Raw genomic sequence first — 23,199 nt, 5'->3', positions numbered from 1 at the left:
AATCTCCTTAAAGCCCTGCGCTGAACGTCGCGCTGCTGTTTACCGCCTCGCCTAACGCTGCCGGATAAACAACATATTCCCCCTGATCCCACCCCGCCCGGATTAACAGCGCTTCGGATGTGATCACTTCGAACTGATACCGCCGACAAGTGCGCCCGTACTGCCTGATTATCTGAAGCAGCAGCTGCGCGTTCTCTGCAATCTGGTTATCAGTGACGCGAACCAGAATTACGTCCCAGTCAATACCGGGCTGACGCTCCTGTAACTCAACATAACCAATACCCAGCCGTTCAAAGATATTGATAAACCCCTCAACCGAACCGGCATCCCGCGCATTCACAAAGGCAAAAGCCACGCGTTTGCGGAACAGCGCCAACGGTTCACCATCAAAACGGGTGATATCCCGGTCATAAGCCAACAGGTTCAGTAATGCCGGTGTACACGTCAGCGGATCAAACTGATTCATTGGCCAGGTAACCCAGCCGTAAACCTCAGCCCAGAACCGCCGTGCCGTTTTCAGCAATTTCCCCGGCTCGCCTTTATTCATCCAGGACGGCAACACCATCCCGGTAAGCTTTTTCATAAATTCATTCATTTTCGATATTCACTGTCAGTGATTTCAGGCGCGGCACACTCAGGTCACTGGTAATGTCTCCCAGCGAAAACGTCAGCGATTCCGTCTGTGTAAAGGTTTTATGAATTTCCCGCCCCAGTTGCGAAAAGGAAAACCGTGAATATGGCCATGTCTTTCTGACGTCAAAATCAGCATTTTCACGAAAGGCGCAGCGGATGATATTTTCAACACCATCCTTCAGGCTTTTCCTTTCCTCATCGCTGAAATTATTCAGATTCTGGACATAAACCGTGACGGCCAGATCGTGAAGCGTTTCCGGCATGGGATAACACTGCATATCATCACCATGCCCGTGATGCCCCTGCGTGTTGATATAATCATTTACCGCATCAACAAACGGCGCAGACGCCACGCCAGTGTCAAGGAGTAAATACGCATTAGCTGTACCAGGCCCCCTCGGTGCATCATGTTCAAAAAAAATCCGATCGATGCTCAACCCGGCAACACCGGCAATCATTGACCGGTAAACAGCATCGGTATGGTAATTCCCCACCAGATTGAACTGATTGCGGCAACGCTCGCGCAGTTCATCATCGCTTTCCTCGTCAGCCCCCGGCACGGTCAGCCAGTTTTCTTCGCTGGCCACATGGCTGATCCCGCTGACCGCCACCGGCAGAATGCGGTAATATCCTGGCGCAAGGTTATAGGCTCCCCCGGTGCCGGTGGCCTTTACCGGCAGTAATGCGCTGGCCGAACCGGAAGCGATCACCACATCTTCAGTGGTGGCCAACTCATACACTCGCCCGTTAATGCGTTCTGTCTGGATAACTGTCCCGGCTTTGACTGTCACAACGGCCTTTGCATCTTCTTTAAAAAACCGAATTACCCCCTGTGCAGCGCTCGCCGGTTTTGCCGTGACGTTCACCGCCCAGGCCAGCAAACGCAACATGCTCCCGCTGGCTGTGGCCACAAACATATTGGCCAGCACGGTTAACACCAGAACGTCTTTAAGCCACATCACCGGGGCGGTCACAATGGCGGTGATTAATCGCCAGAACGGTGACATTCGGGATGTATTGGTGATAATTCCCTCATCTGCTGCAATCGCATTGAAGCGTTCCCGCACTTCGGCTTCCGTTACCGGCATACCGCTGTCTTTCACCACTTCTTCAAAATCAACCTGCGGTTTTTCCGTCATAAATCCACCTGCGCAGAGATCCCGCCAAAATCGTATGTACTCGCGGTTACCCACAGCCGCTTCTGACTTTCTTCACTGATTTCCACCGTACCCGGCACAATGCGTTCATCATCTTCAATCAGTAATTCCATGCGGGTAAAAATATCCGCTCTCATTGTCGGGCTACGTTCGGCAATTAATTCCGTTGCTAACCCACTTTCAATAATGGAATGAATAATGTCCTGCCCGATACTTTTTCTGTTATTACATAATTCAGGTTCATTACCGGTATTCAGAACAAAGTCACCGCCCTGAATCAGCAAATCGATATAAAGAACATCACTCATGCGCCAAGCTCCTGCCATTCCATAAGCTGGGATGGAGAAAGTGCTTCTTTGGTATGGAAATGCACTTCACCAATTTTCCGGCTGTTATCGGTTACGGATTTACTGTTGCTGCTGATTGTTTTGCTGATACCACCTTTATCCACACCTTTTAAATCACCACCCGTTGACAGTGTATTTCCGGTAAATGGCTGCGTGGTTTCGCTGGCCAGTGAAATATCCACGCCGGGAATTTTATTCAGTTTCTGTACCATCCAGTTCCACGACTTAAGAAATCCCCCTTTGATTGACTTCCAGATATTATCAAACAGCGACATAATGCCGGTGGCCATTCCCTTTAATGCTTCAGTCGGTGAAAATCCTGTCAGCAAAGAAATAAAGCTGTTCCATCCTTCACTGATATATTGCCAGGCTGAAGCAAAGATCCCCGCCAGCCACTTCACCACGGCGGCACATGTCTGGAAGGCTTCGGTATTCATCACCGCTGCTTTTATCGTGTCCCAGTGCTTAACCAGCAGATAACAACCGGCAACCAGCAGCGCAATGGCACCAATCACAAGCAGGATCGGCCAGCTCATCAGGTTGATACCAATTCCGGCCATTATTGCGGCCATGCGTACCGCCAGTAACGCACCACGCAGAAATTTCAGCGTGGCATTCCAGGCGATTACTGCCTTTTGCGCCAGCCAGACAGTGGCTGTATAGATTTTTGTCACAGCCGTTAACGCCACCCAGATCCCGCGCAATCCCATCATGATGAATCTGGACACACCCATTACGATATTGGCCATCGCACCCACGGCGGCAAAACTCAGTAATGCCATCGACACATAACCAATCACACGGGCAATGTTAGGAAATAACTGCATCCAGCGGGCAAATGTCTGCCCCATATCAGCCAGGCGATTAAGAAGCGGATACAACACCGGGATCAGCGTTAAGCCGATCACGGTCTGAATGGCCTTCAGGATTTGCACAAAGCGATCCCACGGCTTAACCATTTTTTGCGCCATTTCCTGGGTGCGCTTCAGACCGTCCGCGCCACCCAGTTCGGTGATGTTGCGCTGAAGCAGTGCGACATTGCCGTAAAGCTGTTTAACCACTGCCGAACTGTCACCAAAGGCTGCATCCAGCTCCGCCTGGGCTTTCAGGTTCCCTTCAAGGCTTTTGCCATATTTGCCCTGCAATTTGATCAGCATTTCAGGCATGGACAGCATTTTGCCGGTGGAGTCAGTAAAGGACAGCCCCAGCTTTTTAGCGCCATCAATCGCACCGGTCATAAACCCTTCATAGGCGCTGCTGGCTTCCGTTCCCAGTGTCCGCTGAAGTTGCCCCAGCACGGCCAGCTGTTCATCCAGCCCTACGCCGTAGTTTGTCCCGACGCCGCGCGCACCTTCCATCAAATCCTTGATAGTGGCCATTTCTGTGCCAAAGGTTTTGCGCATATAAACCATCTTGCCCGCCAGCTGCTCGGCAAATTCAACCTTTCCCAGTCTGGCGGCATCGGCGGAAAAGTTACCGAACATCTGCCCCATAAATTCCGCCGTATCCGCCGCTGTGGACTTGAGCGCAAACGCCAGGGTATTAGCGACTTTCGTCACCTTCGGCAGTTCATTGCCCGTCAGTCCGGCAATGGAAGCGTTAATATTTTCCGTGGATTTAACGAACTCCACCGCGCTGGCGCCATAGGTTGTACTGAAGCGCAGGGCATCACGCTGAACTGTCTTAAGCGCGGAATCATCAATCCCTTTTGCGGCGGCATCATTCAGCGCGTCATACATTTCAATTGCCGGTGATAACGCGCCCTTGCTCGCCATTCCGACACCGGCCAGCGCCACCGCGCCGCCGCCAATCTGCATAAAGGCCGCTTTTGATTTTTCCGCAAAGCCGGTGACGTTACCCTGCACCTGTTTTAACGGGCGGGATAATTTATCAATCAGGCTTAATGTAAAATCTAATTGTTTCATTCAGTGCCTTTAAATGCTTTTGCCACACCATTGGCCACGGCTATCCCGGTATATTCCCAGTGACGATTGTCCAGCCAGATAGCAGCGGCGATATCATCAACGGAATCCTGACCATGCGGTAAATAATGACGGCGGAGAATTAAATATTGTTCGAGTCCATTCCTTTCAATTTCATGGACTCGCTTTGTCAGTTTTTTACTTCAATTTCCAGTTCAGGCGCATAAATATCATTTACTTTGCCAACCAGTTGAAGTGCTGCACCCGGACGTTTTAATACTTCTGCCAGTGCTTCTTTACTTTCCGTTGCCACAATTCGCGTCAGATAGTTATGTGCCGGGGCAACTTTATTATCCATTGCCATTTCATTAATAAATTTGTTGTAGGCGGTCTGATTTGGCTCAAAAATAATGTCCACACCACAAACACACAGTTTAATTTGTTCCATCACTCATACTCTCTCTTAAATTAATTTCGTCTACTAACTGATTATGACGCGCAGCACACTGGCCATAAATTTCAGGATAAATTGTCAGTAATTCCGCTGCGTCTTTTCCTGTCGTACCGTTCAGGCGCGGCAGCTGCGTGGTGCATTTAGTTTTCAGGTTTTCCTGATAACGCACGTTCGGTACCGGCTGCGGCGCTGTTGTACATGCTGACAAACTCATCAGACAGACAACGATTGGTAAAAACGGGCTTAAGTATTTCCGTGCGTATCTCTCGCGGTGCCACATTTTTTAACGCCTCCAGTTTATCTTCCAGCGCTCTGGCCGAATCACTGGCAATACCCTGCATTGCTTTTCGCGATTCATTACCGGCCACCTGCGCCGCTGTATTGATTGCCAGCTCTAAGCTGTCACGCCGCCAGTCAGCGGTCAGCCAGCCCCAGACAAACGCCAGCGCCACCACAACCAGCCACTGCCCGCTGCTCATCAGCGCACCCCGTTATGTTCCAGACTGAAATGATTTCCATCCGGTCTGGATTTGAAGCGTCCGCCCCAGGCACCACCCAGTGATTCCCAGTATTCCCCCAGTGGCAGATAATCTTCTGTGCGGGTTTTGTACTGACCGTTCACGAACAGATTGAAATCCACCGCCAGCCGCTGGGTGTGCAGACTGTTAGAAATGCCGCTGCCTTTCTTCGCATTCAGCGCGGCCTGTTCTGGTGTACGGTAAGCCTCACCGAACGTCAGTCTGTAGCCATGTTCTTCTGCCCAGTGGATCAGACTTGCCACCATGACTGTGAATAATTGCTGTTTTTCACTCAGGGTCATTTCCCCGCTCCTTTATCAAAAATTCCCGCAATGCCCCGCTTACGCAACCAGGCTTCCACAGCGTTCTGTCCAAGAATACCCAGCGCAGAACCAAAACCAGCCAGCGCTAAGGGATGAATATCCGGGACAAAGTACAACGCCACTCCCGCAATCAGCGACAGCCCACTGCCCACAATGACACGCCCAACTGCCAGGCGAAGGGTGATCTGCTCGTCACTGTTTAGCAGCTTCCCCAGCGCAATTAGTGCCCCCATAACTGCCAATGCAATGAACCCTTTTTCGTATTCCTGCATCCCAGCCCCTTATCCGATCAGGTTTTCTGTGGCTTCCGCTTCCAGATACGGCACACCGTTGATGTTGACGAATTTCGGACTGGTCACGAAATATTTGATTTTGTGCGTGGTCACACCGCCACCTTTCGGATCAATATCCAGCAGGTTGCTGACCTGCAATTTATTGCCGAACGTCTCCACCTTCATTTCTTCGCTACTGGCTTTGGCATAGAAAAGAAAATCAAGTGGGGGAAGCCCACGCCATGAACCCGCGGCACGGGCTTTGGCTGTCAGCACCTGAAGTGTTTTTGAACTGACTTCAATTTCCCCCTCGGCGGCAACATCGCCATCCACATACCCGTCAGGGACGCCACGCGTCTGGGCGGCAGCGCTGTTATCCGTAATATCGAGCGTGATTTTCTCGATATGGATCAGATCTCCGTCCATATAGGTGTCAAACGACATACCCGAAATACGTTTGGTCATGCTGTTGCCTCCAGACTGGCATCCAGTAACAGACTAATGGTGATTTGCAGCGGCACTTCCCAGGTGCGCACCACAATGTAAATATCCACCGCCTTTTTGTTCTTCCAGACAATGGTCACATCACCATCCTGCGGCGGCTTCACCTCACCCGGAAATGACACACCGTTAATGCTGGCCGCTGTGGACATTTCACGGAGTGGACGAGCAAACAGCGTCTGATGCGCGGCAATGCTTCCCGGCGTGCTGTTCAGCGAGCGATCCGCGATTTTGCTGATAGCCAGCAGACGAACACGGCGGGCAGCTTTATCCGCAACGCGCAGCGTTTCAATCGACTGGTAATCGCCACCTTCAACATCAAGCGTGCGGCCATCTGACCAGTAAAACCCGTCATAATCCGGGTACCACATCGGCACACTGAAACGCTGCGCTTCCAGCGCCTGAAGCGTGGCCAGTTCCAGCACTTTTCCGGTACCATCAACCGGCATTTCATCACTGCCCAGATTCAGCAGCGCGCCGGTTTTAACCCGCGCCGGACTGTCCGCAATGGTCACGGCACGGTTACACAGGCGACCAGCCAACACACCCGGTTCATTTCCCCATAGTCGGGGAATAAGCTGCACCGCCTTTTCTGCAATGCCATCCTGAAGGGTGGCCATGCGTACCAGATAATCCGCCTGGGCTTCTTCTTCCTGCATTCCCTGCGCGGCCAGGATGAACCACACCCAGCGGCCATACCCTGAAATCAGGTTGGATCGTAAAGTCACAGCCTGATTTACCTGCGCTTTGGATGTCACATCGTCAGACAACACCACGCCTTCCACAGAGCACACCACCTGCGCGGCCAGAACCGCTTTCACCCAGGCATCTGCCTCCGCGTCAGCTGGCAGGACGTGAATGAACCCCCACCAGTTCTGGCCAGCGTTCGCCAGCGCAGCCAGAACATCATTTTTCAGCGGGCTGGCTTCCTCGCCCAGCAGTGAATCAAAATCACTCTGGGCATTCACCGCCAGCGTTTTCCCCACATTTTTGGTACCCGTACCGATAAACAGCAGTGTGCGTTCCACCTCATTGGTTTCACCCAACAGCTGATTTACCTGGTTTACGGTCACAATTGGCCAGGTCATGCTTTCCCCTTAATATCCTGCGCTTTAACGTCCCAGCCAAAGCCGATGGCCTGAAGCTGACGCGCCAGCGCCTTGTCAAATTCATCATCATTCATGCCCAGAAACACACGGGCAGGAAGATCCACTGTCCAGCTGGTTTTCACGGCTTTACCGCTGAGTTTTCGAATCATCAGCCCCGCCTGGCTGTATGGCATCGTTTTGGTGATTTCGCCCAGTGTGGGCTTTTTCCATCTCTTACCGGTTTTCACCCGGTATCCCAGCGCCCGTAATTTTTTGGCCTGGGCAGGCGTCGCCATTTTCCCGGCCTCTGCCTTCCGTGGCTGATTACTGCGGCTGACCTTTACGCGCATTCCGTTTTGTTGCGCGTAACCCACCGTTCCGGCTGGTACCGGCGTTTCCCCGTTCCGGTATCCACCGCCCTGCAAATAGATCCGCACAGCCTGAATTTCTGGCATTTCACGGATATGCAGCAGTTTTGGCAGGTTGCGCAGCATCTTCCCTTTGCGTTTCGTCTTACGCCCTGGCCACTTCTGGCCATCCGGGGATTCCTGATTGCGCACATGCCGTTTTGCCGCAGCGATCACGCCATATTTGGCCAGACGCCAGATCAGACGCTGCCGTTTCCTCGGCGGCAGCTCCATGCTGGCCAGCGCTTTTCGCAGTTCGGCCAGCTGTTTTTTATTCAGCTCGCCACCGGCAATCATTCGCTATCACCCACCGGCGCCCCGGCCTCATCCACGCTGTAAATACTGGCGGTCAGTGCCGTCCAGATTTCAGGCTCAACCAGTGACCAGCGCTCACCCCGCCACGGAATAGCACCGTTTTCGTCCTGCCTGATCACCAGTTCCTCCACCATCGGAACAGTCAGCACCACAGTGGCCACTTCCTCATCCTCCACCGAAACATCCCAGTCCGGCTCGGCTTCACTCAGCCCCACTTCATCCAGTAGTTCCCTGTCAGCATCATCCAGCCACGCCGCCAGTAAGGACATAAGCAACTGCGGCGGACACAGGCGGTACGGGAAACGCTCCCAGCTCAGAACCGCGTCATAACGGATCACCGCCTGGCGATATTGTCCCAGCCCGTAATCTTTCGCCGCGGGGATGAACTTCATTTCATCCAGCACACTGTCAAATGACTTCATCGCGCGGGGCGGGACGTTCTCTTTAAAAAATGCGGTCAGGCTCTGGATCTGCGTCTGGCTCATACTTTTTTCACCGTTGCCCGCTTCAGCCCTTTCATACGGCGGATAACCACCGACGCCTCAGCCAGTAACCCGGCGCGGGTTTCCATGCTTTCCTGTCCCGGATGGGTATCCCGCCGCCCGATTGTGGCGAACTCTCCCAGCAGATCCGCTTTCGCCCTGGCAAAAACGGCCTTCATATACTGGGCGCACAAGCTGTTCAGTCCGCCCATTGTTACGCCCGCAACTTCTGCCGCCAGCGTGTAGCCCTTCGCTTTCCAGCTGGCCTCCACGTTTTCCAGTTCCGCATTGACCTCCGCCACTGCCGCCAGCAGCGCCTGACTGATGGTGTCCGCGTCAATATCTGGCGGTAGTGACCGCTGCGCCTGAAAATCCTTCAGATTCAAATCTGGCCAAAACCCGTTATTGGTCAGCGGTTCATTCTGATAATCCAGCGGCTTTCCGCTAAACATAAATCCCCCGAAAAAGGCGGACTGACCGGTTTCCACGGCGCAGTTACACACAAGGTGTTCTGCCCTCCACCGCGTCCGCCTGGCTGTCGGTAGTCATTACCCCTGCGTCAGTTTTCGGATACGGGCGGCAATCGTCTGCCGCGCCGTTCTGACGCCAATTTTTGAGTAGTGTTTTTCTGCGATGGCCAGCAGTTGATCGGCGCTTTCCAGCGTTTCAATGTCATCCACGCCCGCCGCCGTTTTCTGTCCATCGTCACTGCGCAGCAGTTCCAGTCCGGCAAACTTGAACCATTTAGCCGTCACCTGCTCATGCAGTCGCCAGGTGTTTGCCACCCGCTCAAACGTGCGGGAAAAATACGGTTCAATACTTTCCCCGCGCCCTGCGGTTTCCTGCGCCCATGCCAGCATCGTATCCGCCACGAACGTGGGGAAATTGCTGCGTAACCGATCCGGCGTCGCCTGCTGCTGGCTGATTGCAATGTCAGCCCAGTCCAGCGCCGTATCCAGATCGCCCACGTCAAACAGCCAGATAACGCACCAGGCAAAAACAGGATTTGCATACACCTGACCGCTTGCCAGATAGGCTTCCACAGTAGGAACCCAGCGCGGTAACAGCACATCGCGTTTATACTCGACGCGATCTGCGATGGTTTGCAGACTTCGAACATGTTCCACATCCGTTTCCAGCGCCCTGATCAGCAGGTGCAGACTTTCCGTGGTGTCCAGTGCCTGGCTGCGTTTCAGCTTTTGTTCCATCGCAATGCGCTGGCTGTGACGCTGCGCGGGGGAAAGTGCCATATCAGCCCTCCACCGGCTCGGAGACTTTGCCGATCGTCACTGCGGATTCATCAATGGCCGCATACAGCTCCGGCACTTCCACCGCGTAACCTTCATTGCGCAGGTATTTGTTTTCGAACTGCTTACGATCTTCAACAAACTCCGCCTTACGCATACGGGTATTGCGCTGGGTGTAGATGTGCAGGTTAGAAAGCGGAGTAACCACCATGCGTTTACCCGGCATAAACGGCGGGATAATGGCCTGACGGCCAGCAATGGTGCTTCCCAGCATCTGCGCCGCGATTTTTTCAGTCGGACGATCAGCAGCCTGATACAGTCGGTACTGTTCAGCAGCAACCAGATCGGCGCCGACCAGGACAACCAGACGCGGGTCATTGCGGAACTGCGCCGGGATTTTGGCATTAATCAGATCGGACGCCATTGCATCCAGCGATTTGTAATCCCCGGCCTCATCGAGTACCACGGCATCCGTCATAATCTGATTACCACCCAGCAGCGTTTTCATGCGCTCATGCCAGCCGACGTTCACGTCCTCGCCGTTCGGATTTGCTACCGGATCGGTGGTTTTCGCACGGCTCTTACCGTTGAAACCAATGCGCAACATGTCCAGCGCAAACGCCTGCGTGGTGAATGCCTGCACCAGGTTGTAAAACTCGTTTTCGTCCTTACCGGCGTTTGCCCAGACAGAAAGCAGATCCCAGCGCAACGCAGCACAGCTGTCTGTTTCGACCAGTGAGTAATCATTACCGTCTACGCCGACCTGGCGAATAAAACGGCCATTTTCGCTGCGGCCGGTATGCAGCACGGACGAACCGACAGAGATCACCTGGCCACTCAGCTGGTCAACATCCAGACAAGTGATCATGTTCAGGAACTCGACGGACTCCAGCAGCGCGAGACGCAGCGCATTTTCTTGCGGGTCATTCAAGGAAAAATAACGACTGGTGTCACGCGCGCCAAACTGCTGCGCCATCCCCGCCGAATATTTATCCAGTAAATCCCGCGCACGGTTATTTAGGTGCATAAAACTCCCTCGCGATTAAGCGATATAAAAATTGTTCTGAACTAATCAGCGATAAAGCGGATTACAGGAAATTAAATTTCCCGGCTTTTTCTGAAATCTTGCGCCCCGGTGTACGGCTATTTTTATTACCCAGATCGTTAAAGCGGGTGACGATTTCTTTTGCATTATCGCGAATTGTCGCAAATTCCTGCGTGTCCACCACTTCGGCAATAGTGTCTACATCACCCTTAACATCATTCAGTTGACTTTCAATTTTCGCCACACGCGCTTCCAGGTCGTTAACCACATTGGCCAACGCCTGTAATTTATCGTCATCCTGAGCAGGATTATCCTGCGTCGTTTCATCTTCAAACTTTGGCTTAATACCAAACAGTTTCTGCCAGTTCTTCATTCTTTCTTCCTGTTTAATTTTTCCATCATGGGAAATTACACAGCTGTAATAACCCTGCTTAGATAATTTTTTGCGCCGACTACTAAAGCGCAGCCGTGTAGTGCCAACACTGGCTGGCGTGTCTGTTACCGCCAGCCCTTTCAGGTAAGTACGCCCGCTACCGCGCCAGTTTTCTTCCGGCTCAATGGAGAAGAACAAAAGCTGATCTTCATGATTTGCGAAAATTAGACGCATATTCGGACACAGGCTGACATATAACCGAGCCAGTCCATCTTCACCATCATTCCAGGTGGCTTCCAGAACTTCGCCAAAATTCCCGCAATCGCCCTCATGCTCTGGCCAGATTAATGCAACGTAATGGTTATAATCATAGGTTTCCCCCATATCTATAATCCACTGCCGTTTAATTACCCGCCCGTCAACGGTATCCCCTTCAGTAGCAACACACAGCCAGTCAGTTTTTAAATGTGACATATCCCCCCGTTCCACTTCCTGACGCTGCAAATCAATTATTGCCAAATAAAACCGCCACTGCATTACGCTTTATTCTGTTCAGTTCGGTTATAACGCTTTACCGAACAGACACGAATTAACACCACCGTTTTTTCATCACAGCCACGGCATAATTATCCGTATGGCTAAATACTCTGAAGAATTAAAAGGCGTTGTCCGCGCACTTTATCTGCGCCGCTATACGCCAAAAGAAATTGCATCCGAATTAAATCTGCCGAACGCGCGGATCGTTTACTACTGGGCGGAAAAATATAGCTGGGCGGATTTGCTCAGTTTCGAAAGCACAGAGGAAGCGATTGAACGCCGTTACCAGCTGCTTGCCAGCCGCGATAACAAGTCCGATCTCGACCTGAAAGAAATGGACATGCTCATTGCTCATGCCACGAAACTGCGTGCGCAAAGCAATAAGCACAAAGAGAAAATGGCCAGTAGTCAGAGTTCCGGGCAAGCAGCTGCGCCGGACAGCAATGACGACGAACCACGCCGCAAGCGGAAGTACAAGAAAAACGATATTTCCTCACTGACACAGGAAGATTTTGACGTATGGGCTGAAGAACACCTTTTTGAATACCAAAAGCACCTGCGTAATAACATTGGCCAGCTGGTCAGGAATATCCTGAAAAGCCGCCAGATCGGCGCGACCTGGTATTTTGCGTTTGAAGCGTTCGAAAACGCAGTGATGACCGGCGATCCGCAAATTTTTCTTTCGGCGTCGAAAGCCCAGGCTGAAGTATTCCGGTCTTACATCGTGAATATCGCGGAGCAGTATTTCGGCATCACTCTGACCGGCAATCCGATCCGCCTGAGCAACGGCGCAGAACTGCGGTTTCTGTCCACAAACAAAAACACCGCGCAGTCCTACAGTGGCCACCTGTACTGTGACGAATATTTCTGGGTGCCGAACTTCGCGAAACTTAACGAAGTGGCCAGCGCAATGGCCACACACGACAAGTGGCGCACCACCTATTTTTCAACGCCATCGGCAAAAACGCACCAGGCGTACCCGTTCTGGACGGGCGATGAGTGGAAACAGGGCAGTAAAAAACGTGCGGCCATTAAGTTTCCGTCCTTTAACGAAATGCGTGACGGCGGGCAACTCTGCCCGGATGGGCAATGGCGCTACGTCATTACGATGGAAGATGCCATTGCGGGCGGTTTCAACCTGGCGAACATCGAGAAACTTCGCAACCGCTACAACGACGCCACTTTTAACATGCTCTATATGTGCGTGTTCGTTGACAGCAAAGATTCCGTTTTCAGCTTTTCCGACCTGGAAGCCTGCGGCATTGAAATCGACACCTGGCAGGATCATAACCCCGACGCCGCTCGGCCATTCGGAGACAGGCCTGTATGGGGCGGATTTGACCCGGCCCGCAGCGGGGATTTGTCCTGTTTCGTGATTGTGGCGCCGCCGATGTTTGCCGTGGAGAAGTTCCGCGTTCTGAAGGTGATTTACTGGAAAGGAATGAATTTCCGGTACCAGGCAAAACAGATCGAGCAGTTATTCAAAAAATACAACTTCACTTATCTGGGTGTGGACGTGACCGGTATTGGCCAGGGTGTTTTTGACAATATTCAGCATTTTGCCCTGCGAGTGGCCGTCCCTATCCGTTACGACCTGAACACAAAAAATCAGCTGGTACTGAAAGCGGTGGACGTGGTGGAAAGCCAGCGTATCGAATGGGATAAAAACCTGAAAGAGATCCCGGCCAGCTTTATGTCGGTGCGCCGCACGACGACGCAGAGCGGCAACGCCATGACGTTTGTCGCAGACCGCAGCCAGGATACCGGCCATGCGGAGGCGTTCTGGGCTATCACCCACGCCCTGCACAATGAACCCCTTAACTATGAAAACAAACCAAAATCCCGCTGGGGTGTAAGGAAAGAGGCAGCATGAGTAAAAAGAAACGCTTTGCCAAGCGCGACCAGCGCGGCGACAAGTCTAAAAAAATGAGCATTATCACGTTCGGCAAGCCTGAACCGGTGCTAACCACCGGCACAGATTACCGCGACATCTGGTATGACAATGCCGCCGACCACTTCACCCAGCCGATTGACCGGCTGGCACTTGCGCAGCTGATTAACCTGAATGGTCAGCACGGTGGCATTATCCACGCCCGTAAAAACATGATTGTTTCTGACTATCTGGGTGGCGGGCTTATCCATGACCAGCTGGAAGCAGCAGCGTTTGACTATCTGACCTTTGGGGATATTGCGATCGCCAAAATCCGTAACGGCTGGGGCGACGTGATCGCACTTGAACCCTTACCCGGCCTTTATATCCGCCGCCGCAAGGTCAGAGACAACGGGCAGAATCAGCCAGGTGACTACGTGGTGTTACAGGATGGGGAACCGCAGGTATGGCCTGAAGAAGACATAATTTTCATCAAAATGTATGACCCGCAGCAGCATATCTATGGACTGCCGGACTACATCGGCGGGGTGCATTCTGCGTTACTCAACAGCGAAGCGGTTATTTTCCGACGCCGCTATTACCACAACGGTGCGCACACTGGCGGTATTCTGTATACCCGCGATCCCAGCATGACGGATGAAATGGAGGAAGAAATTGAACAGCAGCTGCGTGACAGCAAAGGGATCGGTAACTTCTCCACCATCCTTGTAAACATTCCTGGTGGAGACGGCGATGCCATCAAATTCATTGAAATGGGGGATATTTCCGCAAAGGACGAATTTGCCAACATCAAGAACATCAGCGCCCAGGACATTCTGAACGCGCATCGTTTTCCCGCTGGCCTCGCGGGTATTGTCCCGCAGAATACTGCCGGACTGGGGGATGTTGAAAAGGCCGAACGCATTTACAAGAAAAGCGAAATTGCCCCTATCCAGCGCCGTTTTATGCTGGCAGTTAACAACGATCCCGAAATCCCGGAAAGGCTGCACCTTAACTTTGATTTAAGTTACACAGAATCAACGGATAAGGGTGCGGCATGAGGCGAAACAGGCTAAAATCCAGGCATCATTTAACAGCTGGAGCATGGAATATGCGAGTTCTGAAAATCGAATGCCCGGAATGCGGCTCAAAGGCTGTTATTCGTAAAACGAACAGGAAGCACCGGCAGATTGCGGATATTTACTGCGCCTGTTCAGATGTTGAGTGTGGCCACACGTTTGTTATGAATCTGACGTTCTCCCACACTCTCAGCCCCAGCGCTAAAACGGGTGATGCGATGGTGCAAAAAATACTGAATGCACTTTCACCCGATCAGCGCCAGATGGCATTAGACCTACTGAAAGCGACTCCCGCCGCCTGAAATGCCCCCATTCCGGGGGCGTTGCCCTTCCTTTTTAACCATTTCGCGAACCTCTCCCGCAAGCTCTCCAATCCAGGCCAAAGCGATTGTTTTTTCTCTCTGGTTACTTTCGTAAACATGGGCAATTTTGGCCAATAACTCAATGCGTTCCAGCTGTGCCGACGCCTCCAAAAGATCCATTTAGCCCCCACAAGCAATAAATAACTGGATATACATACAGTACACCTTAAAGCACGAATTGTGAAATTTAATTTCCTGCCATCTACTGACAAATGAATGTGTTACACACACATGCACGCCTATAACCACCCCGGCCAAAGCTCCTGCAATGGTTCGTTTCGTGTTTCCTTTAACCGCCCATTGCGGTAAATCAGTGCCCCCTGACCAAATATCAAACCACTACCCCGCAGGAGAATGGCTATTTCTTCATCGGAACCCTCAAAACCCCGACTGCGTAATTCCAGTTTTAACCGTCTGCGGGTTCCCCCCTCCGTACAGTTATTGACAGAACTCCAAGAGGCGGCGTTGCCGCCAGAAAAACCCGCCTCCGCTGGCGCTTCGGCCAACTTCGCAACCTTTTGCCACTTAACCAGACGGGTGCAAACTTCTGAATCTGGAACCAAAGGAGAATAAACCCCCTGTATGCGCTGTACGTCCTCTGCGTACTCGTTGCCCTGTTCCGTAATTTCATAGGCCAGACGAACAACCAGATCACGGCGGGCAACCAGTGCACCGCCCTGCGCCTGGGTGTATGCAGCCCAATCGCCAACATCAGCAGCAGCCAGAACCGCATCCATTCTGCGATCGGTCAGCACCTGATTCCGCAACCGACGCAGCTCGCGCCAGACGGTAACCGGCGCACCACCAATCTGCTGAAACTGACGAATGCGCCAGCGGGAAGCCCACGCGGAAACGGATTTAGCCATATCACGCAGGTTTTCGCCGGTTTCTTCGTCCTGCTCACCATCCAGCGCAAAACCATCAATATTTTTTGAAATGTATTTCGCGATGTAGCCCGTGGCCGAACCTATGGCGGGATCGATAGCTTCAACATGAAAACGCGCCTTCAGCGCCTTTTCAGATTGCAGTTCTTCAGAATCAGTAATTCTGGCGTGATAGCAAAGAATATCGCGTACCGTGTCCACGTCCTGCGGACGCATAAAAAGCAACATATGCCAGTGCGGCGTCCCGTCATGGTGAGGCTCAACAACCCGAAACCCAAATACATGAATACCCGCACGCGAGATCGCTGCGCGTGCTTTTGCCCATACGCCACATAAATAGCGCTGGGTATCCTGCGGTGTACATCCATCCCATTGCGAGACAAAGCCCCCTTTGCTGTGTACCGCATGGAAACGTGATGGCGCGGTGATAGTGTAAAACTCACCGGCCAGCCCTTCTTCATTAGCCATATCTTCAAACCCTCGCATTCTCACCATAAGTTCGCAGCGACGGATCGCCGGATTTGCAACGCTGCGGTGTACCATGCTGTCCAGTGCAATGCGCAGCCCCTCATCATTCAGCAGATCAAACTTTTTAAAGAACTCCAGATTCCGCTTTTTCTGGTCTATCCATTCGCCCAGTGTTTTGCGGGATACATAAGCGCTGGCCGCTTTTTGCACCTGCCCCACCGCGATGGCCATATGTTCACGCTGCATATCACGCGCACGTTTAAGACGCAGGTACCACCATTCCGGCGCTATCATGCGCAGTATCCCAGATTCCGCCTTACGCATTTCCAGTTGACCTTCATTGGCCTCATGTTCAGCCCAGTACGGCGGCTGGTTATTCAGCATCAGGCAACATGCACAAAGATGACGGTATGATTCCAGGGTGCGGCGATGCAGCTCTCTGGCGTCGTCAGTGCCGGAGTCAAACTGTTCGGTGAAGTCATAAAGTGACTGGGAAATCCAGCCAGATACCTGGCCAGCCAGTTTTTTAAGATCTGGACGGTCTAGTGACGGCAAGCGCTCCAGCGACTTACCGAAAGGAAGATCAGCAGCATCAGCGGCCAGCGAGTAACGCGCAGCCACTTTGCGCAGACGTGGCAATACACTCTCGCCGATAGTCTGACGCAGGAATGTATTGGCACGGCGACGCCCGTCACGACCAGCAAAAAGCTTTTCATAGCGACGACCAAAATACCCGGCTAACCAGTCGGGTATCTCATGCAGGTACCGGGATCGCCATTCATAATCCTGCGGGTTTACAGCCCACAGGCGGCGTTCTGTGATAGTCGCGTCTGCCGGTGTGCCTGGTGCGAAAGTTTCCCGCCTCCAGGCATCAACGGCATAGCATTGTTCGTTTATTGCCAGCGTCATGCGCTGGCCTCATGAGTCGCCGGTAAAGGCCATTTAAGAATCAGCTCCGCCGCCATTTTCGGGCTTGCAGCTGCCGCACCAACACTACGCGGCGCATTTACCTTTACGGCTTCAAATCCGGCGTACAGGTAATGAACCATTTCCAGATCGCTGTTTGACGCGACAACCGGAATCCCACGTTCAGCCAGACGGCGCAGCTTACGCGCCAGCCGCCCCTGATCCATGTGCGAAAAGCCACGTTCATGGTAAGCGGTGAAATTGGCGGTATCAGTCAGATAAGGCGGATCACAGTAAACAACGTCATTCCCGTCCCGAACCAAATCGAGTGTTTCTGAATAGTGGGCAGTAATGAACGTTGCGCGTTTCGCTTTTTCAGCAAAGACGCGGATTTCATCAGCAGGGAAATAAGGCTTTTTGTACTTACCGAACGGGACGTTGAACTGGCCTCGGCGGTTATACCGGCACAGGCCATTAAAGCAGTGGCGATTCAGATACAGGAAACGCGCAGCATTTTCAACCGATTCAGAACCGACCTTACTACCAGAAAGATTGAAAGCATCACGAACTGCGTAATAGAAAACGGCGCGGCTTTCTTCATCACTTAACGAACCAGCAGTAAACAGGATCTCCAGCTCATTCAGCAGCGCATCAGTGTGATACGCCATCGCCTTGTAAAGATTAACCAGATCAGGATTCACGTCCGCGATCAGATACTCGTCATAATCCGTATTCATCATGACAGCGCAGGAACCTGCGAACGGTTCAACCAGGCGTTTACCTTCTGGAAGGTGCGGACGCAGCTTAGGCATGAGGCGGGCTTTGCTGCCCACCCATTTAAGCGGAGTTTTAACGGCCATATTGACCTCCGCCAACTAACGACTCTGTTACACCGTTTGAAATGATGTATTCCAGCACTTCAAGCGGTGACAGCGAACGGATAGATAAAACCACCCAATTTTCGGTATCAGCGATAATTTCATTCACCGGCAAAACATGGGTGATAACTGCCGCCCACTCTCGCCCGGTGTATTTCCCGTGCTTCCACTCGCACAATGAAAGAACATCACCGGTTTTATACCCGCGATCGTTTTTTCGCAGCTCGGCCTTTTTCTGACCAGCCACTACTGCATCAAGATATTTTGGCGCAATTTTTACCGCATGAATTTTTACTGCCATGCCGCACCGCCTTTGCTGCAAATCGCTGCGGCTTCTTCGCGGATTAACTCAACGATTTCCGTTGCGCTTAAACCTTCATTGGCCGCATGAGTGGCCAGCTTATCCAGACGGGTGGAACACAGATCAGCAGCTGCGGCTTTACCTTCCTGCGTGGCTTTGGTGAGCATGGCCAGCAGGTCGGTGCCTGATTTTGTTGCGGGTAAATCCTGACGTGTCATGTGCATTTTGGTTTCCTTAAGGCAAAAGAATCCCCGGCCACTTGAACCGTGGCCAAAAAATTCAGGCTGTTAATTAGTGAAAAGTGGGTTGTACTGTAGCGGCTGAGTAGTTCGGAGCCGGAATCAGGTGCAGCTCATAGGTTGTCCGCCACCACTCCTGGATCAGCGCTTTTATCTCGCCAACTCCCAGCGCCCCGGCTGTATAGAAAATCGCACGAATCCCCGCCAGCGCTTCTATCTGGGCTTCTTTGCTTTCCGCTTCGCGATATACGCAACACCAGAAAGCAGCATTGATCGCCAGCCAGTGACGCGGATTTGTCATGTGTTCAGTGTCGTTGAAGAAGAACGGATGCAAAGCGATACGCCCATTTTTACTGGTACTTTTCTCTGCAAACGCTAAAGCGTAGTTATGCGGGACACCCCACACAGCCAGCTCCGCCCCCAACGATTTGCCCTCAACGGAAATAATGGTCATTAGTGATTCCCCTGTTGCTGGAACTTATGGACGATATGAGGCGCGATCACCATCTGCACCCCACTACTGCTATAAATTGGATGTGCCTTTTTGATCGGGCGGTTCGCGGTGCGCTTTGAAAAATCGCTGTCACGTAAACTGCCGAAACCTTCAAACGTTAACCGTGCCCGTGAAATGCCCTGGCGCAGTTGAATCATGTCCCGATAGCCCAGACGCTCATAAAGCTCACGCCAGCAGCACTTGCTTAAATGGGCTTTAAATGCCCCGGTACCAGATGTAACCGCAGCAGCATGAAGCACTACGCCGCGCCACTCTGGTGTTAAGTTGTCCCACCATTCAGCGGCCTCGCTACTTTCGCTGAAGTATTTGCGGCGGATCTGTTTTAAATGCTCCAGCCCACGCTTTTGCTGTTCCTGGCTAATCGCCATAGCGCCCCCTATAACCCCATCAGACGGAGCCACCACGGGTGGCGCGGCTGCTGGCCATTGAATTTGTACATGTGGCCAGGGTTCCAGCGTTGACCGTTCGGCAGTTCTATCCATCCTGTTGAACCGCTTGGTCGTTGCATAGCCGGTGATTCATTTTTCAGATAAGAGACAAACGCTTTCATTGTTTCCCCCTCAACGTAACAGTATGATTGCCGGGATATTTAGCCATGCCCGGCGCATGGGCATGCGATCGATTACCGGAGGATCTGGCAAGACAACCCGGTTCAATATTCAACCGCACATAGGAGCTACAAAAATGGCAGACGATGACGACAACAAATTTCATCGACTTCACAAACCCGCACCTGCGCCAATGAAAGATCAAGGCGATAAAGGTGAGAAAAAACAGGAATAAACGACTATGAGTGACCAGCCAGCCTCTGACCTGATATTTCAGGCCACCTACTGCTATTACATTGAAGTGATGACCGAAACATTCAACCGGCGCACAGATAACCTCATGAATTTTCTGCTCATCCTCACGGGAGGGCTTACTAGTGTCGGCGTTCAGTTCGGCTGGCTGTGCGGCATTCTTGCTGTCGTTTTTTCTGCCTACCGGGTTGCCTATAAACCCGCAGATAAAGCAGCCAGCGCTGAAGCACAAAAGAAGCGCTACTCTCGATTGCTGAGTGATATCGATGCCGCAAGTGATGATGAAATTGCCAGACGTCTGGGTGAACTCGAAGAATTCGACAGTAACGCCCCGACCTCTCTCTACAATCCCGCAAGAAACAGAGCATCTATCGAGCTTCGCCGCGACATTGAACCGCTGACGAAGTTTGAGAAACTGATGGCTTTGCTGGCTGGCGGTATTCCTAAGTAATTGCATAACATAGCGCCTTGTTCACATCAAACCGGTGGCATTAGCCGTCACAAGATCCACCGCAGCGGCCAGAACGGGCGCAGAATGAATACGGCTTTCAACGGTATAAGCCAGCACGGATAAGCTACGGATTGCATCGCGGGCGCGATCCAGAATTTGAGTACGGCGGGCGGCGGTCATATGGCCAGTTGATACGGCTTCCCCAGCAATCGCGCCCACACACGCAGTGGCGCTAAGCGCACACAGTTGCATGTTGGCTTCAGTGGCATTGTTTACCGGCACGGATGGAAGGCAGTTAATCTGACCTAACATCCCATCAAGTAAACGCGCATCTTCTGTGTAATCCGTGATAGCCAAAAGCTCATCACAGGTCAGGCGGTGCGGTTGCGCTGGGTTCAGTTTGTTGCGCAGGATCTGCGGCCTCATACCAACGGCAGCGGCCACATCTTCCAGATTGTGCTCAATTGCAAATGCTCGGCAAGCCGCATCAAAGTGCGCATGTTTAGAGGTCTGGTAATCAAACATTGTTTGCCTCTCCCTAATCCGTAGGATGGATTACGCGTTAAGCGAAATGTCACATTCGCTTAAAGCCTGAATGGTGAGCGCGGCCATGTTGACTTCTACCAGGCCTTTCTTCTGCTTACCCTTCGGCTTAATTGGTAATTTTCCGTATTCGATCAGGTTCCTAGCAGTTTCTTTGTTGGTACCAGTACGACGGCAATACTCGTCTAAAGGCAGGTATGGCTCAGGGATGATGATTGTAATGTTCGGACGCATGAGGCAAACTCCATAAGTTAACCTGTACGGCAATACAGGGCTGTAACTGTCAATATTCACTTAAACCTACAAAGCGGAGTTTAAACTCACTTCGCGCAAGATTTCAAGGTAAAACTTTCGTGAACCTACAAATTGAGTTTTCCCAGGGCGGATCTGAGGTACTAGATAGAGTTATCCAAGCGTATGGATTCAACACAAAACTAGCCCTAGCTGAGCATCTTGATATAGCAAGCAGCAGTCTGGCTAACCGGTATAAGAGGGATTTTTTTCCAGCTGATATCGTTGTTAGATGTATGGCTGAAACAGGAGCTACTCTGGAATGGCTTGCGACTGGACAAGGTAGAAAGTTTAACGATGACGAATTAGACATCATGAAACTGCCACGCAAGAAGATTGTGGACGGAAAACTTTATGAGTCTGGTTTCCTAATGCTTGATAAGGTTACTTTTTTACCTGGCAAACCTTTACCGCAGAATCCTATCTGTGTGATTGATAACACAATGCAATACATTGTTGATCAACACTTTACTGAAGTTTATGACGATGTTTGGCTTGTCGAAGTTGAAGGTAAAACCAGCGTTAGAACACTAACACGCATCCCTGTGGGAAAGGTTAGAGTAAGCGGCGTAGGTATGGCTTTTGACTGCGGTATTGACGATATAAAAATCATCGGCCGCATTGTTCTGACGATTGAATGAAATGAGTGTTCGTAAACTTCCGACAGGCGAATGGATCGCCGACTTCTACACCGTCAACCGTAGTAATGGTAAGAACGGGAAGCGCATACGTAAAAAATTTGCCACAAAGGGGGAAGCCCTAGCATTTGAAAACCATACGCTTCAGAAAGTAGACAGTGCGCCCTGGCTGGGTGAAGGGAAGGACAAACGGACTTTAATAGACCTGATCACAATGTGGTATAAACGCCACGGCGTAGCTTTGCGCAATGGTCAAAAGCGTAAAGACGCTATGACCTGGGCGGCAGAATGCATGGGATTCCCGCTAGCTACAGAGTTTAATGCCCAGCTGTTCACGGCCTACCGCGCAAAACGGCTTGATGGGCATTATGCCCGCACTAACAGAGTATCCAAGGTTTCCCCGAAAACAATGAACCTTGAACATGCTTACTTTCTGGCTATGTTCAACGAACTGAAACGAATCGGTGAATGGTCAGCCCCCAACCCACTGGAAAACGTCAGGCAGTATCGTACTGATGAAACCGAAATGGCTTTCCTCACTGCTGAAGAAATTGAGCGGCTTTTGCTGGAATGCAAACGAAGCAAAGTAAAATACTTAGAGCTAGTCGTAAAAATCTGTCTTGCGACCGGCGCAAGATGGAATGAAGCGGCAACGCTGAAAAGCTCTCAGATCGCGGGCGGTAAAGTCACGTTCGTCAAAACCAAAGGGAAGCGCAACAGAACAATCCCCCTTGATGATGAACTTTTATCCGAATTGCCTGAAACGAAAGGCGCTCTGTTCCCCAAACCCTGCTATAACGCTTTCCGCTCTGCTCTGGAACGCGCAGGCATTGAACTCCCCTCAGGCCAGCTTACCCATGTACTGCGCCATACATTTGCCAGCCACTTTATGATGAACGGCGGAAACATTCTGGTTCTGCAAAAAATTCTCGGCCACGCTGACATCACTATGACAATGCGTTATGCCCATTTCGCCCCAAGCCACCTTGAAGATGCCGTGCGACTTAACCCCTTAAAATGTCGCAAAAATGTCGCGACAGCTTAGAAATACTGCCGAATACTCACAGATATTAACTAACGTAACTTATTGATAACACTGTAAGTTATTGTTTTTCGTAGATAGTTGATGCTTTATAATATAGCCTGTGCTATATCTGTATGTAATGCAGTCATCTCTCACGGATCGAGGGACCAGAACGTCAGGAGGTCAATATGAACGAGTTTAAGAGGTGTATGCGCGTGTTTAGCCACTCTCCCTTTAAAGTCCGGTTAATGCTGCTCTCAATGCTGTGCGATATGATCAACAGCAAACCTGAGCAGGATAAGCCCTCGGATAAATAACGCGGCGTCGCGG

At 51.6% G+C, this 23,199-nt stretch carries 34 protein-coding genes; 7 read left to right on the top strand and 27 right to left on the bottom strand.

Annotated elements, in window-relative coordinates; all coding sequences use genetic code 11:
- Positions 1-7: 7 nt before the first annotated feature.
- The 18 genes from ACQ0PY_RS08230 to ACQ0PY_RS08145 form a co-directional block, all read right to left on the bottom strand.
- Entirely contained in the window at positions 8-595 is a 588-nt protein-coding gene (locus tag ACQ0PY_RS08230; protein WP_446894196.1) for a phage tail protein, read from the bottom strand.
- Positions 588-1,772, bottom strand: coding sequence for a baseplate J/gp47 family protein (locus ACQ0PY_RS08225; protein ID WP_446894195.1), 1,185 nt, complete (start codon positions 1,770-1,772; stop codon positions 588-590). Before ACQ0PY_RS08225 ends, ACQ0PY_RS08230 begins: the two co-directional genes overlap by 8 nt.
- Entirely contained in the window at positions 1,769-2,098 is a 330-nt protein-coding gene (locus ACQ0PY_RS08220) for a DUF2590 family protein (protein ID WP_001286237.1), read from the bottom strand. Before ACQ0PY_RS08220 ends, ACQ0PY_RS08225 begins: the two co-directional genes overlap by 4 nt.
- Positions 2,095-4,062, bottom strand: coding sequence for a phage tail tape measure protein (locus ACQ0PY_RS08215; protein ID WP_446894194.1), 1,968 nt, complete (start codon positions 4,060-4,062; stop codon positions 2,095-2,097). Before ACQ0PY_RS08215 ends, ACQ0PY_RS08220 begins: the two co-directional genes overlap by 4 nt.
- Positions 4,059-4,142, bottom strand: a complete 84-nt coding sequence (locus ACQ0PY_RS08210) for a DUF6890 family protein (protein ID WP_371357790.1) — start codon at positions 4,140-4,142, stop codon at positions 4,059-4,061. The genes ACQ0PY_RS08215 and ACQ0PY_RS08210 overlap by 4 nt, the downstream gene beginning before the upstream one ends.
- 107 nt (positions 4,143-4,249) lie before the next feature.
- Positions 4,250-4,507, bottom strand: a complete 258-nt coding sequence (locus ACQ0PY_RS08205; protein ID WP_061103629.1) for a putative phage tail assembly chaperone — start codon at positions 4,505-4,507, stop codon at positions 4,250-4,252.
- Entirely contained in the window at positions 4,494-4,682 is a 189-nt protein-coding gene (locus ACQ0PY_RS08200; protein ID WP_001270302.1) for a hypothetical protein, read from the bottom strand. Before ACQ0PY_RS08200 ends, ACQ0PY_RS08205 begins: the two co-directional genes overlap by 14 nt.
- The gene (locus ACQ0PY_RS08195) at positions 4,654-4,992 is read right to left on the bottom strand and encodes a hypothetical protein (protein ID WP_000094478.1); all 339 of its coding nucleotides are present in this window, start codon (positions 4,990-4,992) and stop codon (positions 4,654-4,656) included. Before ACQ0PY_RS08195 ends, ACQ0PY_RS08200 begins: the two co-directional genes overlap by 29 nt.
- Entirely contained in the window at positions 4,992-5,333 is a 342-nt protein-coding gene (locus ACQ0PY_RS08190; RefSeq protein WP_000175563.1) for a M15 family metallopeptidase, read from the bottom strand. The genes ACQ0PY_RS08195 and ACQ0PY_RS08190 overlap by 1 nt, the downstream gene beginning before the upstream one ends.
- Complete coding sequence (locus ACQ0PY_RS08185) at positions 5,330-5,626, bottom strand: phage holin family protein (protein WP_199998154.1); 297 nt, start codon at positions 5,624-5,626, stop codon at positions 5,330-5,332. Before ACQ0PY_RS08185 ends, ACQ0PY_RS08190 begins: the two co-directional genes overlap by 4 nt.
- Positions 5,627-5,635: 9 nt before the next feature.
- A complete protein-coding gene (locus ACQ0PY_RS08180; RefSeq protein WP_000166744.1) occupies positions 5,636-6,091 on the bottom strand; it encodes a phage protein in 456 nt (151 codons plus the stop codon).
- Positions 6,088-7,215: a DUF2586 domain-containing protein gene (locus ACQ0PY_RS08175; protein WP_446894193.1), complete on the bottom strand. Its 1,128-nt coding sequence runs from the start codon at positions 7,213-7,215 to the stop codon at positions 6,088-6,090. The genes ACQ0PY_RS08180 and ACQ0PY_RS08175 overlap by 4 nt, the downstream gene beginning before the upstream one ends.
- Positions 7,212-7,919, bottom strand: a complete 708-nt coding sequence (locus ACQ0PY_RS08170; RefSeq protein WP_446894192.1) for a hypothetical protein — start codon at positions 7,917-7,919, stop codon at positions 7,212-7,214. Before ACQ0PY_RS08170 ends, ACQ0PY_RS08175 begins: the two co-directional genes overlap by 4 nt.
- A complete protein-coding gene (locus tag ACQ0PY_RS08165) occupies positions 7,916-8,422 on the bottom strand; it encodes a phage tail protein (RefSeq protein ID WP_047657760.1) in 507 nt (168 codons plus the stop codon). Before ACQ0PY_RS08165 ends, ACQ0PY_RS08170 begins: the two co-directional genes overlap by 4 nt.
- Positions 8,419-8,871 (bottom strand): head completion/stabilization protein, encoded by a 453-nt coding sequence (locus ACQ0PY_RS08160; RefSeq protein WP_104446897.1) that lies wholly within the window; start codon positions 8,869-8,871, stop codon positions 8,419-8,421. Before ACQ0PY_RS08160 ends, ACQ0PY_RS08165 begins: the two co-directional genes overlap by 4 nt.
- Before the next feature lie 96 nt (positions 8,872-8,967).
- On the bottom strand, positions 8,968-9,669 hold the full coding sequence (gene gpM, locus ACQ0PY_RS08155; RefSeq protein WP_446894191.1) for a phage terminase small subunit: 702 nt from the start codon (positions 9,667-9,669) through the stop codon (positions 8,968-8,970).
- Position 9,670: 1 nt separating this feature from the next.
- On the bottom strand, positions 9,671-10,693 hold the full coding sequence (locus tag ACQ0PY_RS08150) for a phage major capsid protein, P2 family (RefSeq protein ID WP_446894190.1): 1,023 nt from the start codon (positions 10,691-10,693) through the stop codon (positions 9,671-9,673).
- Positions 10,694-10,754: 61 nt separating this feature from the next.
- Positions 10,755-11,558 (bottom strand): GPO family capsid scaffolding protein, encoded by an 804-nt coding sequence (locus ACQ0PY_RS08145; protein WP_104446193.1) that lies wholly within the window; start codon positions 11,556-11,558, stop codon positions 10,755-10,757.
- Between the two features lie 160 nt (positions 11,559-11,718).
- On the opposite strand from ACQ0PY_RS08145, the gene ACQ0PY_RS08140 reads away from it, so the two are divergent.
- Genes ACQ0PY_RS08140 through ACQ0PY_RS08130 form a run of 3 tightly spaced genes read left to right on the top strand, consistent with a single transcriptional unit; the run spans position 11,719 to position 14,872 of the window.
- On the top strand, positions 11,719-13,494 hold the full coding sequence (locus tag ACQ0PY_RS08140) for a terminase large subunit domain-containing protein (protein ID WP_446894189.1): 1,776 nt from the start codon (positions 11,719-11,721) through the stop codon (positions 13,492-13,494).
- On the top strand, positions 13,491-14,552 hold the full coding sequence (locus tag ACQ0PY_RS08135) for a phage portal protein (RefSeq protein ID WP_446894188.1): 1,062 nt from the start codon (positions 13,491-13,493) through the stop codon (positions 14,550-14,552). The genes ACQ0PY_RS08140 and ACQ0PY_RS08135 overlap by 4 nt, the downstream gene beginning before the upstream one ends.
- Positions 14,549-14,872, top strand: a complete 324-nt coding sequence (locus tag ACQ0PY_RS08130; RefSeq protein ID WP_032084290.1) for an Ogr/Delta-like zinc finger protein — start codon at positions 14,549-14,551, stop codon at positions 14,870-14,872. Before ACQ0PY_RS08135 ends, ACQ0PY_RS08130 begins: the two co-directional genes overlap by 4 nt.
- Positions 14,873-15,171: 299 nt before the next feature.
- Here the strand turns inward: ACQ0PY_RS08130 and ACQ0PY_RS08125 are convergent, their stop codons facing one another.
- The 7 genes from ACQ0PY_RS08125 to ACQ0PY_RS08095 all read right to left on the bottom strand — a co-directional run bounded on the left by ACQ0PY_RS08125 (position 15,172) and on the right by ACQ0PY_RS08095 (position 19,672).
- Positions 15,172-17,193, bottom strand: coding sequence for a replication endonuclease (locus tag ACQ0PY_RS08125; RefSeq protein WP_446894187.1), 2,022 nt, complete (start codon positions 17,191-17,193; stop codon positions 15,172-15,174).
- Positions 17,190-18,050 (bottom strand): DNA adenine methylase, encoded by an 861-nt coding sequence (locus ACQ0PY_RS08120; protein ID WP_446894186.1) that lies wholly within the window; start codon positions 18,048-18,050, stop codon positions 17,190-17,192. Before ACQ0PY_RS08120 ends, ACQ0PY_RS08125 begins: the two co-directional genes overlap by 4 nt.
- Positions 18,040-18,369 carry a DUF3850 domain-containing protein gene (locus tag ACQ0PY_RS08115; protein ID WP_000268747.1) on the bottom strand — a complete coding sequence of 110 codons (330 nt, stop codon included), beginning with the start codon at positions 18,367-18,369 and terminating at the stop codon, positions 18,040-18,042. Before ACQ0PY_RS08115 ends, ACQ0PY_RS08120 begins: the two co-directional genes overlap by 11 nt.
- On the bottom strand, positions 18,360-18,593 hold the full coding sequence (locus ACQ0PY_RS08110; protein ID WP_032950234.1) for a DUF2732 family protein: 234 nt from the start codon (positions 18,591-18,593) through the stop codon (positions 18,360-18,362). The genes ACQ0PY_RS08115 and ACQ0PY_RS08110 overlap by 10 nt, the downstream gene beginning before the upstream one ends.
- 67 nt (positions 18,594-18,660) lie before the next feature.
- Complete coding sequence (locus ACQ0PY_RS08105) at positions 18,661-19,062, bottom strand: hypothetical protein (RefSeq protein ID WP_000152652.1); 402 nt, start codon at positions 19,060-19,062, stop codon at positions 18,661-18,663.
- Positions 19,062-19,490 (bottom strand): hypothetical protein, encoded by a 429-nt coding sequence (locus tag ACQ0PY_RS08100; RefSeq protein WP_044328541.1) that lies wholly within the window; start codon positions 19,488-19,490, stop codon positions 19,062-19,064. Before ACQ0PY_RS08100 ends, ACQ0PY_RS08105 begins: the two co-directional genes overlap by 1 nt.
- Before the next feature lie 8 nt (positions 19,491-19,498).
- On the bottom strand, positions 19,499-19,672 hold the full coding sequence (locus ACQ0PY_RS08095) for a phage filamentation protein Fil family protein (protein WP_446894185.1): 174 nt from the start codon (positions 19,670-19,672) through the stop codon (positions 19,499-19,501).
- A 239-nt stretch (positions 19,673-19,911) separates the two neighbouring features.
- Here ACQ0PY_RS08095 and ACQ0PY_RS08090 point away from each other — a divergent pair, with 239 nt between their 5' ends.
- Positions 19,912-20,373: a hypothetical protein gene (locus ACQ0PY_RS08090; protein ID WP_195619858.1), complete on the top strand. Its 462-nt coding sequence runs from the start codon at positions 19,912-19,914 to the stop codon at positions 20,371-20,373.
- Between the two features lie 21 nt (positions 20,374-20,394).
- Here the strand turns inward: ACQ0PY_RS08090 and ACQ0PY_RS08085 are convergent, their stop codons facing one another.
- Together ACQ0PY_RS08085 and ACQ0PY_RS08080 are read right to left on the bottom strand one after the other, a co-directional pair.
- Complete coding sequence (locus ACQ0PY_RS08085; protein ID WP_446894184.1) at positions 20,395-20,898, bottom strand: phage regulatory CII family protein; 504 nt, start codon at positions 20,896-20,898, stop codon at positions 20,395-20,397.
- 30 nt (positions 20,899-20,928) lie between these two features.
- Positions 20,929-21,150, bottom strand: a complete 222-nt coding sequence (locus ACQ0PY_RS08080) for a hypothetical protein (RefSeq protein WP_001247709.1) — start codon at positions 21,148-21,150, stop codon at positions 20,929-20,931.
- 119 nt (positions 21,151-21,269) lie between these two features.
- Here ACQ0PY_RS08080 and ACQ0PY_RS08075 point away from each other — a divergent pair, with 119 nt between their 5' ends.
- From ACQ0PY_RS08075 to mntS, 3 genes are all read left to right on the top strand, one after another.
- On the top strand, positions 21,270-21,848 hold the full coding sequence (locus ACQ0PY_RS08075; RefSeq protein ID WP_052912745.1) for a phage repressor protein CI: 579 nt from the start codon (positions 21,270-21,272) through the stop codon (positions 21,846-21,848).
- Between the two features lies 1 nt (position 21,849).
- Positions 21,850-22,890 (top strand): phage integrase, encoded by a 1,041-nt coding sequence (locus tag ACQ0PY_RS08070; RefSeq protein ID WP_446894183.1) that lies wholly within the window; start codon positions 21,850-21,852, stop codon positions 22,888-22,890.
- A 167-nt stretch (positions 22,891-23,057) separates the two neighbouring features.
- Positions 23,058-23,186 (top strand): manganase accumulation protein MntS, encoded by a 129-nt coding sequence (gene mntS / locus ACQ0PY_RS08065; protein ID WP_043001269.1) that lies wholly within the window; start codon positions 23,058-23,060, stop codon positions 23,184-23,186.
- The last annotated feature ends 13 nt before the right edge of the window (positions 23,187-23,199 follow it).

This window comes from Citrobacter sp. LST-B2 (assembly GCF_057983045.1).
The sequence above is the reverse complement of the archived record's forward strand: the minus strand, read 5'-3'. Positions and strand labels throughout refer to the sequence as shown.